The organism is Lysobacter antibioticus, assembly GCF_001442535.1.
GTDB lineage: Bacteria > Pseudomonadota > Gammaproteobacteria > Xanthomonadales > Xanthomonadaceae > Lysobacter > Lysobacter antibioticus.
In genome coordinates this window covers 5,165,326-5,178,818 of the sequence record NZ_CP013141.1, presented here as the reverse complement: position 1 = coordinate 5,178,818, position 13,493 = coordinate 5,165,326, and the positions used below count along the sequence as shown (strand labels likewise).

Annotated in this window: 13 protein-coding genes; 11 read left to right on the top strand and 2 right to left on the bottom strand. The window is 68.5% G+C overall.

Annotation, left to right across the window (positions count from 1 at the left end; translation table 11 throughout):
* The first annotated feature begins 435 nt into the window (after window positions 1-435).
* From GLA29479_RS20830 to GLA29479_RS20795, 8 genes are all read left to right on the top strand, one after another.
* The gene (locus tag GLA29479_RS20830) at window positions 436-1,380 is read left to right on the top strand and encodes a glycosyltransferase family 2 protein (protein WP_057972725.1); all 945 of its coding nucleotides are present in this window, start codon (window positions 436-438) and stop codon (window positions 1,378-1,380) included.
* A 443-nt stretch (window positions 1,381-1,823) separates the two neighbouring features.
* Window positions 1,824-4,235: a penicillin-binding protein 1B gene (gene mrcB / locus GLA29479_RS20825; protein WP_237051683.1), complete on the top strand. Its 2,412-nt coding sequence runs from the start codon at window positions 1,824-1,826 to the stop codon at window positions 4,233-4,235.
* 3 nt (window positions 4,236-4,238) lie between these two features.
* Window positions 4,239-4,871, top strand: coding sequence for a hypothetical protein (locus tag GLA29479_RS20820; RefSeq protein WP_144436664.1), 633 nt, complete (start codon window positions 4,239-4,241; stop codon window positions 4,869-4,871).
* Between the two features lie 7 nt (window positions 4,872-4,878).
* Window positions 4,879-6,987 (top strand): DNA repair helicase YoaA, encoded by a 2,109-nt coding sequence (gene yoaA / locus GLA29479_RS20815; RefSeq protein ID WP_057918997.1) that lies wholly within the window; start codon window positions 4,879-4,881, stop codon window positions 6,985-6,987.
* 20 nt (window positions 6,988-7,007) lie between these two features.
* Window positions 7,008-7,439 (top strand): VOC family protein, encoded by a 432-nt coding sequence (locus tag GLA29479_RS20810; RefSeq protein WP_057918996.1) that lies wholly within the window; start codon window positions 7,008-7,010, stop codon window positions 7,437-7,439.
* A gap of 128 nt (window positions 7,440-7,567) precedes the next feature.
* The gene (gene tsaB / locus GLA29479_RS20805; RefSeq protein WP_057918995.1) at window positions 7,568-8,299 is read left to right on the top strand and encodes a tRNA (adenosine(37)-N6)-threonylcarbamoyltransferase complex dimerization subunit type 1 TsaB; all 732 of its coding nucleotides are present in this window, start codon (window positions 7,568-7,570) and stop codon (window positions 8,297-8,299) included.
* A gap of 42 nt (window positions 8,300-8,341) precedes the next feature.
* Window positions 8,342-9,463, top strand: coding sequence for a hypothetical protein (locus GLA29479_RS20800; protein ID WP_057918994.1), 1,122 nt, complete (start codon window positions 8,342-8,344; stop codon window positions 9,461-9,463).
* Complete coding sequence (locus GLA29479_RS20795) at window positions 9,403-9,963, top strand: hypothetical protein (RefSeq protein WP_144436663.1); 561 nt, start codon at window positions 9,403-9,405, stop codon at window positions 9,961-9,963. The genes GLA29479_RS20800 and GLA29479_RS20795 overlap by 61 nt, the downstream gene beginning before the upstream one ends.
* 4 nt (window positions 9,964-9,967) lie before the next feature.
* On the opposite strand, the gene GLA29479_RS20790 is transcribed toward GLA29479_RS20795, so the two are convergent.
* On the bottom strand, window positions 9,968-10,849 hold the full coding sequence (locus tag GLA29479_RS20790) for an energy transducer TonB (protein WP_057918992.1): 882 nt from the start codon (window positions 10,847-10,849) through the stop codon (window positions 9,968-9,970).
* Window positions 10,846-11,805: a glutathione synthase gene (gene gshB, locus GLA29479_RS20785; RefSeq protein ID WP_057918991.1), complete on the bottom strand. Its 960-nt coding sequence runs from the start codon at window positions 11,803-11,805 to the stop codon at window positions 10,846-10,848. Before gshB ends, GLA29479_RS20790 begins: the two co-directional genes overlap by 4 nt.
* A 333-nt stretch (window positions 11,806-12,138) precedes the next feature.
* On the opposite strand from gshB, the gene pilG reads away from it, so the two are divergent.
* Genes pilG through GLA29479_RS20770 form a run of 3 tightly spaced genes read left to right on the top strand, consistent with a single transcriptional unit; the run spans window position 12,139 to window position 13,478 of the window.
* Window positions 12,139-12,537 carry a twitching motility response regulator PilG gene (gene pilG / locus GLA29479_RS20780; RefSeq protein WP_031372856.1) on the top strand — a complete coding sequence of 133 codons (399 nt, stop codon included), beginning with the start codon at window positions 12,139-12,141 and terminating at the stop codon, window positions 12,535-12,537.
* A 19-nt stretch (window positions 12,538-12,556) separates the two neighbouring features.
* Window positions 12,557-12,922, top strand: coding sequence for a response regulator transcription factor (locus GLA29479_RS20775; RefSeq protein ID WP_031372855.1), 366 nt, complete (start codon window positions 12,557-12,559; stop codon window positions 12,920-12,922).
* Between the two features lie 4 nt (window positions 12,923-12,926).
* Window positions 12,927-13,478 carry a chemotaxis protein CheW gene (locus GLA29479_RS20770; RefSeq protein ID WP_057918990.1) on the top strand — a complete coding sequence of 184 codons (552 nt, stop codon included), beginning with the start codon at window positions 12,927-12,929 and terminating at the stop codon, window positions 13,476-13,478.
* Window positions 13,479-13,493 lie beyond the last annotated feature (15 nt).

Genomic DNA, 13,493 nt, shown 5'->3' with positions numbered 1-13,493 from the left:
TGGATCGCGGTCGGCGACGAACGCCTCGGCGCCGGCGAATTGCGTGCCGCCCGCAGCGCGCTCGACGCCGCCCGTTCGCTCGACGCCCGCGCCGCCGGCATCGAAGAACTCAGCGCCCGCGTGCGCAGCGCCGAGGCGGCTTCGAACTGAGGCGGGCGCCCTCTCGTACGGGCCGCGTTTCGTCCGCGGTCCGATCCGACGGATGGACGCACGGCACCCCGGCCGCCGCTGAGCGATAATGCCGCCGATGCCCGCCAGTCCGCGATGCCTTCCTTGCCCCGATCCGACTTTCCTTGCCGCTCGCTGCTCGTCCATACCGCCCGTTCGTTCGGGCAGACAAGGTGCGGGGAATGACTGTGTCCGCGAGCGACCTGCGCATCGTGTCGTTGGCCGGCCGGCAAGCATCGCTTCGCAGCCGACCCGGATCGCGCTGACATGAACAGCGCCAGCCAGCCCGCGGCGAACCATCGCATCGACGTCAGCGCCGCCATCGTCACCTATCACCCGCAGATCGACTTGCTCGAGCGCGTCATCGCCGCGGTCAAGGGTCAGGTCGGGCGCGTGCAGATCTTCGACAACGCCAGTACCGGCGAGGCGTTGGAGGCGTATTTCGAGCGGCTGCGCGCGCAGGGCATCGAGGTGTTCCGCTCCGAGCGCAACGTCGGCCTGGGCAGCGCGATCAACCACGCCGCGCGCGCCGCGCGTGCGGCCGGGTTCGGGCAGGTGCTGTTGATGGACCAGGACAGCATCGTCGATCCGGACATGGTCGCCGTGCTGATGCGTCACCTGCAGCAGCTGCGCGGGCAGGGGCCGGTGGCCGCGGTCGGGCCGCAGTTCCGCGACGAACGTACCGGCGAGGTCGCACCGTTCGTGCAGATCGCCTTCCCGATGAACCGCAAGCTCTACGGTGGGCCCGGACAGGTGGTCGACTGCGACTTTCTGATCACCTCGGGCACCCTGTTGCCGCTGGACGTGCTCGACACGGTCGGCGGCATGGACGAGGGCTTGTTCATCGACAACGTCGACATCGAATGGAGCTCGCGCGCGCGTCATCGCGGCTATCGCCTGTACGGCATCTGCGATGCGCGCATGCAGCACCGCATCGGCGACCTGGTCCAGGTCTCCAGCCTGATTCCCTACCGCACCGTGGTGCACAGCCCGACCCGGCTGTACTACATGATGCGCAACCGCGTGCTGCTGTACCGCCGCGCCGAAGTGCCGCGCCGCTGGATGGCGCAGGATCTGCCGCGTCTGGTGCTGAAATTCGTCGGCACCGCCTTGTTGTTGAAGCCGCGCCCGGCCTATCTGCGCGCGATGCTGCGCGGCCTGCGCGACGGCCTGCGAGGCCGCGATGGGATGATGCCGCGTGACCTCGGCTGAAAACCAAAGCCGACACCCCGATCCAAGCGCGACATCGCTCCCGCTAAAACCACCCGCAGCCCGCGACCGGGCAGTCCGAGCCGTACCCCGGCCGCGGACCTCGTCGAACCTCGGTCGCCGAACACAAAGCTGACGCCTCCATCCAAGCGCGATATCGCCCCGCCAAAACGCCCCCTAACCTCGCCGAGCAGGCCCCAGCGTGCCCGGCAGCCGCCCGCATCGCCCAAGCCATGTCGACGGCCGCGCCTTGGCCATTGCCAGCCCGACCGCCGCCCAAGCCACCCCATCCAAACCGCATCGCGCCCACTCCCGACAGGCCCTCCAGCCCCCAGCCTCAGCCTGCATTCACCGGGTATGAACGCCGATGCCGCCGCCGCGGCCCCCCCGGCACGGGCTCCGGATGCCTGCGCTAGACTTGCCGCGACTCCCTGTGTTGCATATCCGTGGCCCGAATCGATTACGACGAAGACGAGCTCGACAACGACGGTAATGACGGCGACGGCCATGCGCCGACCTGGCGCCGCCGACTGGTGACCTGGGCCCTGGCCGCGATTGGCCTGGGGCTCGGTTTCCTGATTCCGTACACGCTCTATCTCAATCACGAGGTCGGCCAGCGCTTCGGTCAGTTGCGTTGGCAGATTCCGACCCGGGTCTATGCGCGTCCGCTCGAACTGGCGCCGGGCCTGGCCCTGGACCCGGGCACGCTGAAGACCGAACTCGACGCCGCCTCCTACCGCGAGGACAGCGGCGAGCGCCCCGGTACCTATGCCCGCCAGGGCGGCCGCTTCACTGTCGCCAGCCGCGGTTTCAACGATGTCGACGGCGCCGTGCCGGCGCGGCGCATCGAAGTCGTGGTGTCCGGCGGCCGAGTCGCCAGCCTGCGCGACCTGACCTCGCGCAAGTCGCTGAAGACCGCGCGCCTGGACCCGGCGCGCATCGCCACGCTGTACGGGCAAAAGCAGGAAGAACGCCGCCTGGTGCGGATCGAGGAAGTGCCCGAGTTGCTGGTCACCGGCCTGCAGGCCGTCGAGGACCGCGACTTCGCCCATCACATGGGCATCGACCTCAGCGGCATGGCGCGTGCGGCGTTCAAGAACGTCGCCGCCGGCCGCGCCAAACAGGGCGCCAGCACCCTGACCCAGCAGCTCGCGCGCAGCGGCCTGCTCGGCATCGGCCAGGAACAGACCCTGACCCGCAAGGGCAAGGAAATCATCTACGCCCTGTTGATGGAGGCGCGTTACGACAAGCGCACCATCCTCGAGGCGTATTTCAACCAGGTCTATCTCGGCCAGCGCGGCTCGCAGGCCATCCACGGCGTCGCCGCGGCCTCCGAGTTCTGGTTCGGCCGCGACCTGCGCGACCTCAACACCGAACAGATCGCGTTGCTGATCGGCATCGTGCGCGGCCCGTCCTACTACGACCCGCGGCGCAATCCCGAGCGCGCGCTGGAGCGCCGCAATTTCGTCCTCGGCGAGATGCACGAGACCCAGCTGATCGACGACAAGGAATTCCAGCGCGCACTGAAGACGCCGCTCGGCATCACCTCCAACCCCGGCAGCGTCGCCGCCAATCGTTTCCCGGCGTATGTCGACCTGGTCCGCCGCCAACTCGCGCGCGACTACCCGGCCGATGCGCTCGCCGGCGCCGGCCTGAGCGTGATGAGCGGCATGTCGCCGTCGGCGCAGGCGCAGGCCGAAGGCGCGGTCGCGCGCACCCTCAAGAGCCTGGACAGCAAGCGCCGCCCGCCGTTGCAGGCCGGCTTGGTCGTCACCGATGTGCACAACGGCGAAGTCGTGGCCGTGGTCGGCAGCCGCGAGTTCTCCGAGCACGGTTTCAATCGCGCGGTCGAAGCGCAGCGCCCGGTCGGCTCGCTGTTGAAACCGTTCGTGTACCTGCTGGCGTTGGCGCAGCCGAACGAGTTCAACCTGGCCTCATGGGTCGACGACTCGCCGGTCACGGTCAAGCTCGGCCGCGGCCGCAACTGGAACCCCGGTAATTCCGACGGCCGCAGCCATGGCCTGGTGCGCATGATCGATGCGCTGGCCATGTCCTATAACCAGGCCACGGTGCGCATCGGCATGAAGGTCGCGCCGGAACGCGTCGCCGACCTGATCAAGACCCTGGCCGGCATCGAAGCGCCGAACAACCCCTCGTTGATCCTCGGTGCGGTCGACCAGAGCCCGTACGCGATGGCGCAGCTGTACCAGTTCCTCGCCTCGGGCGGCGAAATCCAGCCCCTGCATGCGGTACGCGGCGTGCTCGGCAGCGACGGCAAGACGGTCAAGCGTTACGACAAGGAACCGGCCCCGGCGCAGGAAGGCGACGCGATCGCCGCGCGCCTGATCACCATCGCCCTGCAACAGGCGGTCAGCAACGGCACCGGCCGGCAGTTGATCGGCGACGGCCTCGGCCGCCTCTCGCCCGCGGGCAAGACAGGCACCAGCAACGACGGCCGCGACAGCTGGTTCGCCGGCTGGACCGGCGATCACCTGGCGGTGATCTGGGTCGGCAACGACCAGAACCAGACCACCGGCCTGTACGGGGCGACCGGTGCGATGCGGGTGTGGTCGGCGATCTTCTCGCGCCTGCCGACCGCGCCGCTCAAGGTCACCGACAAGGGCCTGGATTGGCAGGCGGTGATCGGCACCCACACCACCGACGCGAGTTGCGTCGGCGCGCGCCGCTTCCCGTTCGTGGCCGGCTTCGCGCCGGAATACGCGCCGTGCCCGGCGCCGCAGGCTGAAGGCGAAGCCTCCGGCGGCGGTTGGCGCGAGTGGTTCGGCATCGGCAAGGACAAGGAAGAACCTGCGCGCGAACCGGCGCCGTCTCCCGATTCCCCGCCCCCGGAGCAGTAAGTCATGAAGTGCAGTGATTTCACCGGCGCCTTCCCCCGAGGTGCCCGGCGCAAAGGCGTCGTCCTGGTCGTCCTGACCTGCCTGGCGAGTGCCTGCGCGGTCGCGCCGCCGCAGCCCACCGTGTTGGCCGAAGCGAATTTCAACGGCGAAGCCGCGGTTGCAGCGGTGCGCGCCGCCGCCGGCGGCGCCGCGCGCGAACTCGACGTGCAGCCGATCCGCGATCCGCAGGTCGAGGACCTGCGTCAACAAGCCACGCAATTGGAACGCGCGCGCAAGTACGTCGAAGCTGCCGCTGCGCTCGATCAGGCGCTGCAGATCAACGCCGCCGACCCGGCCCTGCTGCAGGAACGCGCCGAAGCGGCGTTGTTGCAGCACCGTCTCGACGATGCCGAGCGTTATGCACAGAAGGCCTTCGATTCCGGCTCCCAGGTCGGCCCGCTGTGCCGCCGTCACTGGGCGACCATCGCCCAGGTGCGGCAGGCCAAGCTCGACGGTGTCGGCGCGGCGATGAAGCTGGCGCAGAAGCAGGAACACTACGACGCCCTGGTGCCGCAGCGCAGCCAGCTCACCGAGGCGAAGAAGCAGGCACAGGCTAAAATCGACGTCTGCACGGTCGCAGCGCCAGCGCGGTATTGAATCGGATATGGAACCCAGCCGCCTTGGCGTCGCCAGTCGTGCCGCGCTGAGCGAGGGCGGCGACCTCGCGCGCAACATCGCCGCGTTCGCGCCGCGCTCGGCGCAACAAGATCTGTCGGCGGCGATCGCCGATGCCTTCGAGTCGCGTACCGCCCTGCTCGCCGAGGCCGGCACCGGCACCGGCAAAACCTTTGCCTATCTGGTCCCGGCGTTGCTGTCCGGGCTCAAGACCATCGTCTCGACCGGCACGCGCGCGCTGCAGGACCAGCTCTATCACCGCGACCTGCCGCGGGTGCGCGACGCCCTCGGCGTCGGCCTGAAGACGGCATTGCTGAAAGGCCGCGCCAACTATCTGTGCAAATACCGCACCGAGCAGGCCAAGGGCGAGCCCCGTTTCACCAGCCGCGAATACGCCGCACAGTTCCAGCGCATCGTCAGCTGGGCCGGGCGCACGCGCATGGGCGATCTGGCCGAGCTGGACGCCTTGCCGGAAGACTCGCCGCTGTTGCCGATGGTCACCTCGACCGCGGAGAACTGCCTCGGCAGCGACTGCCCGATGTTCGGCGACTGCTTCGTGATCCAGGCGCGCCAGCGTGCCCAGGCCGCCGACCTAGTGGTGGTCAACCATCATCTGTTGCTCGCCGATCTGGCGCTGAAGCAGGAAGGCTTCGGCGAAATCCTGCCCGGCGCGCAGGCCTTCGTCGTCGATGAGGCGCATCAGCTGCCCGATCTCGCCTCGCAGTTCTTCGGCGAGGCGATCAGCGCGCGCCCGCTGGTCGAGCTGGCGCGCGACGCCCTGGCCGAATGCAAGCAGGTCACCGGCGCGCTCGCCAGCGTGCAGGGGCCGGCGCGCGAACTCGAACAGGCGGTGCGCACCGTGCGCGCGGCCATGGACGAGCTGCCGGTGCGCGCGACCCGCCGCCGCGCCGCCGAATTGCCCGAGGTGGAAGCGGCGTTCGATACGCTGGCCGCGGCTCTGCGCAACATGCGCAACACCTTGGAGCCGCTGCGCGCCGCCGCGCCGGGCTTCGAGAGCTGCCATGCACGGGCCAAGGACTTCGAGACCAAGCTGCGACGCTGGCGCGGCCCGACCGTCGCGCGCCCGCCCGAGCCCGTGGTCGAGGAAGACGACGATTTCGAGCCGCCGCGCCGGCCGCTGGCGGAGGTCGCGGTCGAGGCGGTCGATACCGATGCCGCCGACGACGAGGAAGAACAAACGCCCGCCGGCCCCGACAGCAGCGTGCTGTGGTACGAACTGACCGCGCGTGGTTTCCGCCTCAGCCGCACCCCGCTCGACGTCGCCGGCCCGCTGGCCGAGCATCGCGAACGTTCGCGTGCGTCGTGGGTGTTCACCTCGGCGACCCTGGCGATCGGCGGTCAGTTCCAGCACTACGCGACCAAGCTCGGCCTGGTCGAACCCAAGACTTTGCTCGCGCCGAGCCCGTTCGACTGGGCCGAGCAAGCGCTGTGTTATCTGCCGACCGGGCTGCCCGACCCGGTGGTGCGGCATTACAACGAGAGCATGGTCGACAAACTGCGGCCAGTGCTCGAAGCCTCGGGCGGCCGCGCCTTCGTCCTGTTCGCCTCGCACCGCGCCTTGCGCGAAGCCGCCGAACTGCTGCGCGACGGCCCCTGGCCCTTGTTCGTCCAGGGCGAAGCGCCGCGCCACGTGCTGCTGGAGCGCTTCCGCGCTTCCGGCAACGGCGTGCTGCTCGGCGCGGCGAGCTTCCGCGAAGGCGTCGACGTGGCCGGCGAGGCGCTCAGCGTGGTGGTGATCGACAAACTGCCGTTCGCCGCGCCCGACGACCCGGTGTTCGAAGCGCGCCTGGACGCGATCCGCCGCGGCGGCGGTAACCCGTTCCGCGACGAACAACTGCCGCAGGCGGTGATCGCGTTGAAGCAGGGCGCCGGCCGATTGATTCGCAGCGAGACCGATCGCGGCGTGCTGGTGCTGTGCGACCCGCGCCTGATTTCCAAGAGCTATGGCAAGACCTTCCTCGATTCGCTGCCGCCGCTGCCGCGCACGCGCCGGGTCGAGGACGTGGCCAGCTTCTTCGCCGGCGAGCCCTTGCGTCTAGAATCGTCCTTGTCGGTCGACGAGGACCACTACCGCTGATCCGCGAGGAGGGTAGGAGCATGACGGAGCGCAAACCGCGTGTGCACGGCCTGGGTGGCGTGTTCTTCAAGGCGGACGACCCGGCCGCGCTGGCGGCCTGGTACGCCAGGCACCTGGGCGTCGGCGTGGAGGACTGGGGCGGCGCCCTGTTCCCCTGGGGCCGGCTCGATGCCGGCGGCCAGCCGACCGGCGAGACCGGCTATACGGTGTGGTCGCCGTTCAAGGCCGACACCGAGTACTTCCAGCCCAGCAGCAAGCCCTACATGGTGAATTTCCGCGTCGACGACCTCGACGCGATGCTGGTCGCGCTGCGCGAGGAGGGTTGCCGGGTGCTCGATCGCTTTGAGGACAGCGAGCAGGGCAAGTTCGGCTACGTGCTCGACCCCGAAGGCGGCCTGATCGAGCTGTGGCAGCCGAACCCGAACGATCCGGCGGTCGCCGACGGCGAATGAGGGGGGCGCCGCCGAACCTCGGCGGCGCGACCCGGTGAGCAGCGCCGGGCAAAGTGCGGCGGGGGCTCCAGGAGCGCCCGCATGCGACAATCGCGGCGCGAAACGCCCGTCCGACCCCGCCGAGCCCCATGAAACTGCTAGCGTTCGAAACCGCCACCGAAGCCTGTTCCGTCGCCGTGTGGCTGGACGGCGAAGTGCGCGAGCGCTTCGAGTTGGCGCCGCGGCGCCACGCCGAACTGTCCTTGCCCTGGGCCGAACAGTTGTTGGCCGAAGCCGGCGTGCGCCGTAACGAACTCGATGCGATCGCGATCAGTCGTGGCCCCGGCGCCTTCACCGGCGTGCGCCTGGCGATCGCGATCGCGCAGGGCATCGCCCTGGCCCTGGACCGGCCGATCGTGCCGGTGTCGACCCTGGCCGTGCTGGCCCTGCGCGCGCATTCGCTCGCGGCGGCCGCCGACGACGCACTGCGCGTGTACGCCGCGATCGATGCGCGCATGGGCGAGGTCTACACCGGCGCCTTCGAATTGCATGGCGGCGATGCGCACGCGCTCGACGAGGAAGTCGTGGTCGCGCCCGATTCGGCCGCGGTGCCCGGCGATGCCGCCGGCTGGCTCGGCGTCGGCACCGGCTTCGCCGCGGCCCACGGCGCGCTGCAACAGCGGCTCGGTGCGCGCTTCGCCGGCATCGATGCCGAAGCCTTGCCGCACGCGGCCGGTCTCGCGCGCTTGGCTGCGCAGGCGTATGCGCGCGGTGAGGCGGTCGCGCCCGAACTCGTCGAGCCCGCCTATCTGCGCAACAACGTCGCCCTGACCATCGCCGAGCAGGTCGCCCTGCGCAGCGAGCGCAAGGCCGCGCCCTGATTCATATCGCGCAGCGTTCGCGCTGCCGCTCAAGGAAGACGAATGACTCTGCATCGATCCCTGCTGTGCGGCGCCGCCTTCGCGTTGCTGTCGTTTCCTGCGGCCGCCGCCGAACTCTGGCAGGGCACGATCGGCGCGCTGCCGGTCGTGGTCAGCCTGGACGGCGACACCGACATCGACGGTCAGTATTTCTATCGCAAGCATCTGCTCGACCAACGCCTGCAAGGGCGGCGCGACGACGACGCGCATCTGCATCTGCGGGTCGAAAGCCGCGATGGCGAAGTCAGCGAGCGCTGGGAGCTGTGGCCCAAGGGCAAGGAACTGCTCGGCCAATGGCAGGGCGGCAAGGGCAAGAAACTGCCGATCCAGTTGCACAAGGTCGACATCGCGGCCTTGCGCACCGGCGCCGATGGCGCGCGCTACCGGCGCGGCGTCGACGACGGCTACGAAGCCTTGCGCGTCGCCGCGCTCGAACTCAAGAGCGGTAAGAGCGAAACCTTCGCCGGCCATCGCCTGCAATGGTGGGTCGAGCCGCGCAGCGGCATCGAACTGTTCCAAGTGGAATCCGGCTACGACGCGGCCACCCTGGCGCGCATCAACGACATCCTGCGCAAGCGGCAGTGGAAGTCGGTCGCCTCCTACTTCCAGTGCAAGTCCTTCGAGACGGGCGAGTACGAACAGACGGTGACGCCGCGTTACATGGGCGAACGCGTGCTCAGCGTCAGCCTGTTCACCTCCTACGACTGCGGCGGCGCGCATCCGGACTTCGGCGATTCGCCGTTGAATCTCGACGTGCGCAGCGGCCGCGAGCTCGAATTCGAAGACGTGCTGTGGCTCGGCAAGGGCCGGCCGCCGCGGCCGAGCGACGACGACCGCGCCGAGTACCGGCGCTGGAGCGGCTACCGCGACGACACCCTGGCGCCGTGGCTGGTCGCGACCCTGGGCAAGCTGTATCCCGCCGAGATGGCGGCGCCCAAGGGCGATGAAGGCTGCGACTACCGCGAGCTTTCGGACTGGAACATTCCTTCCTGGCACCTGCGCCCGGAAGGCCTGTACGTCGGCCCGATCTTCGCCCGCGTCGCGCGCGCTTGCGAATACCCGCAGTGGCCGGTGATTCCGTGGAAGCTGGTCGAAGCGCATGCGGGTGCGGCGCTGAAGGACTGAACGCGGCCATGTTTCGATACATCTATGAAAGCGAACTTGGCACCTGTTTCGATCGTTACTTCGACTACATCGCCGGTTTGAAAGGAGCGATCGACGAGGCGCTGTACGCCTTCGTTGCGGATGTCGGGCGCTACGACCTCCGTTCAAAGGGTTCGTTGCATGACGCGTGGCTGCGCCGCCTGACGCTGACCATGTCCGAAATCGCCGAGCATCCGGTGCGCCAGAACCTGCACATGGAACTGCTCGGTCCGTATCACGACCGGGTCTTCCATGTGTATTACGGCGATGTCCTGAGCTATTCGTACTGTCAGCAAGCCAGACGGGGCTCGGGCCAGCAGGATCTGCTTGTGCACGAGTTCCGCCTGGGCGCACAGGGCGAGTTCGAGCACGTGTTCGAGTTCGACGACGGCCTGGAGATCTCGATCGTCTGCCGCTCGATGCGCTTCGAGGAAATCCTGCTTGAGGTCGAAGCCGAGACTGAAACCAGTCCCGACGCTTGAGCCGTTACTCGTCCACCAGCGACCCGCCCGGCAGGAAGTTCCAGGTGCGGGTGACGTGGAGGATGTCCGGGTTTTCCTCGGTGCGCGGCAGCGGCGGGTAGGGCTCGGCCAACTTGGCGATGCGCAGGGCGGAGGCGTCGAGCAGGGCGATGCCGCTGCTGCGGATGATGTCGGCGCGTTCGACGTTGCCGTTGCGGCGCACGGCCACGCTGATCACCACCTGCCCGGCGAGCCGGCGACGGCGCGCTTCGTCGGGGTAGTTGAGGTTGCCGACGCGTTCGACGCGGTCGACCCATTCGCGCAGATAGCCGGCCCAGGCGTACTCGGTGGTGCTGGCCGAGACGAATTTGCGGGTCGGGCGCTTGGCGTAGCGCTCCGAGCGCATGTGAATCTCGGCGGCCAGGCGCGCCATCTCGATGTCGTGTTCGATCTTGCGCGGGCCGGTCGGCAACGGGCGCTCGGTCGGGGTCTGGGTGCTGCGGTCGCGCGCGGTCACGGTTTCGCCGCGGGTGCTGCTGACCACGCGCGCGACCGGCTCGGGCTGGGCGGTCGGCGACTGCGCGCGCAGCGCCATCTGGGCGACGCCGGCCTCGGCCTGCGGGGCCGGGCCGGATTGGTTGTCGCGCGGGCGCGTGCTCTTGTCGTGCTCGCCGCCGCCCTGGTTGTTGGCCTGGGCGAGGAAGTCGGCCTGCTTGGGCGTCAGCGCGGTCTGGGTCTGGGTCAGGATCACGTCGAGGGTCGGCACCACCGGCGCGGCCTGCTCCAGGGTGTAGCCGACGCCGAGCACGACGATGCCGTGCACCAGCAGCGACAGCACCATGGTCGCGCTGAAGCGCTGCGGCCCGGCGATGCCGCCGGCCGGGGAGGCGGGGGCGACGGCGCTCATGCGGCCTGGGCGGCGACGCGGGCCTCGATCGCGTCGAACAGCAGCCCGGCGATGTTGAGGCCGAATTGTTCGTCGAGCTCGCGGATGCAGGTCGGGCTGGTGACGTTGAGCTCGGTCATGTAGTCGCCGATCACGTCCAGGCCGACGAACAGCATGCCGCGGCGCTTCATTTCCGGGCCGACTTCGGCGGCGATCCAGCGGTCGCGCTCGCTGAGCGGGCGGCCTTCGCCGCGGCCGCCGGCGGCGAGGTTGCCGCGGAACTCGTCGCCCTGCGGGATGCGGGCGAGGGCGTAGTCCACCGGCACGCCATCGACCAGCAGGATGCGTTTGTCGCCGTCGCTGATCTCCGGCAGGTACTTCTGCGCCATCACCAGGTGGCGGCCGCCGTCGGACAGGGTCTCCAGGATCACGTTGACGTTCGGCTCGCCGGCGCGGACCCGGAAGATCGAGCGCCCGCCCATCCCGTCCAACGGCTTGAGCACTGCTTCCTGGTGGAAGGCGAGGAATTCCTTGACCGCTGCGGGGTTGCGGCTGACCAGGGTGGCCGCGCAGCACTGCGGGAACAGCAGGGCGGCGAGCTTCTCGTTGTAGTCGCGCAGGCCCTGCGGATCGTTGACCACGAAGGCGCCGGCGCGCTGGGCCATGCTCAGAATCTGGGTGTCGTGCAGGTACTCGGCGTCGACCGGCGGGTCCTTACGCATCAGTACGACGTGACCGGTCGTCAATTTAATTTGTGACCAAGCTCCCAGTTTGTACCAGCCGCTCGGATCGTCGCGCACTTCCAGCGCCGTCACCTTCGCCACCGCATGGCCACCGTGTAGGCTCAGTCCGCCCGGCTGCACGTACCAGAGCCGATGTCCGCGGCGCTGCGCTTCCAGTAGCATGGCGAAGGTCGAGTCCTTGGCGATCTTGATCGACCCGATGGGGTCCATCACGACGACGATGTCCAACGGCATGGGAACGGAATCCTAAAAGATTGACGGCGATGGTAGCAGGCGGGTCGCCGGTATCTGTCATGATGACGGGGTCGGAAACGGTCGCGCTGCGTCCATTTGCGACACGCAGCGATCAAGGCTACTGCGCGATGCGACGGGGCGGCGATGCGCGGACCGAGTAATCGGCCTGCACAACGTTCGGTAGCGCACGGCGAGCCTGTTCCGGATGACGGAATCGCTGCGTATTCAGTTTCCAGGCACGGAATGCGCGCTTGACAGCCTGCGTGCGGCTTGGAATAAAGACGGCTTCGCGACGCCCGGGGAAATCGGCGTTTGCAATGGGGGATACAAAGAATGCTCGACGAGGTTCGTAGCGGCAGCCTCGATGGTCTAAGGGTCATGGTGATCGACGATTCCAAGACCATCCGTCGAACCGCCGAGACACTGTTGAAACGCGAAGGGTGCGAGGTGGTCACGGCCATCGACGGATTCGAAGCGCTGGCGAAGATCGCCGACCAGCAGCCACAGATCATTTTCGTGGATATCATGATGCCGCGTCTGGACGGCTATCAGACGTGCGCGCTCATCAAGAACAATCAGTTGTTCAAGGGCACGCCGGTGATCATGCTGTCTTCGAAGGACGGCCTGTTCGACAAGGCGCGGGGCCGCATCGTCGGGTCCGAGCAATACCTGACCAAGCCTTTTACGCGCGAGGAACTCCTCGACGCGATTCGCAAGCACGTACACGCCTGACCGGGGGGTAAGGCACACCATGGCACGCATCCTGCTTATCGAGGACTCGCCGACGGATACCGCGGTCCTGACCCAATTGCTGCAACGCAATGGGCACGAAGTGTTCGCTTCGGGCAGCGCCGAGGACGGCATCGAAGCCTGCAAGCGCGAGCTGCCGGACCTGGTGATGATGGACGTGGTGTTGCCGGGCATGAACGGGTTCCAGGCCACGCGCGCGCTCAGCCGCGACGCGCAGACCAGTGCGATCCCGGTCTTGATCGTGAGCACCAAGGGCATGGAAACCGATCGCGCCTGGGGCATGCGCCAGGGCGCGCGCGACTACATCGTCAAACCGCCGCGCGAGGACGAACTGATCGCGCGGATCAACGCATTGCTGGGTAACTGAAACGATGACGCTCAAGCCGCCGTTCGATGTGCTGACCGATTACGAGCGCCGCAGTCTGGCGCACGTGCCCGGCCTGCCCGAACAGCTCGACGCGCCCGGCCTGTGGCGCGGCGTCGGCTACCGCATCGGCGACCGGCGCCTGGCGTCGACCTTCGCCGAGGTGGTCGAAATCCTGTCGCTGCCGCAGGTCACCCACGTCCCCGGCTCGCAGCCGTGGATGCTCGGCCTGGCCAACGTGCGCGGCAACCTGCTGCCGATCGTCGACCTCAAGCAGTTCCTGGAAGGCGAGCGCACGGTGCTGCACGAGGGCCAGCGCATCCTGCTGGTGCGCCAGCCCGGCGGCGACGTCGCCGTGCTGATCGACGAGCTCTACGGCCAGCGCAGTTTCCACGACCAGCAGCAGATCGGCCTCGAGGAAGTCGCCGAGCAGGGCCTCACCGAGGGCCGCTATGCGTACTTCATCGACCGGGCCTACCGCCTGGACGACCGGTACTGGGGCATCTTCAGCCTCGACCGCTTGGCCCGTACTCCCGAATTCCGACAAGCAGCGGCCTGAGCCGCTCCCTTCATC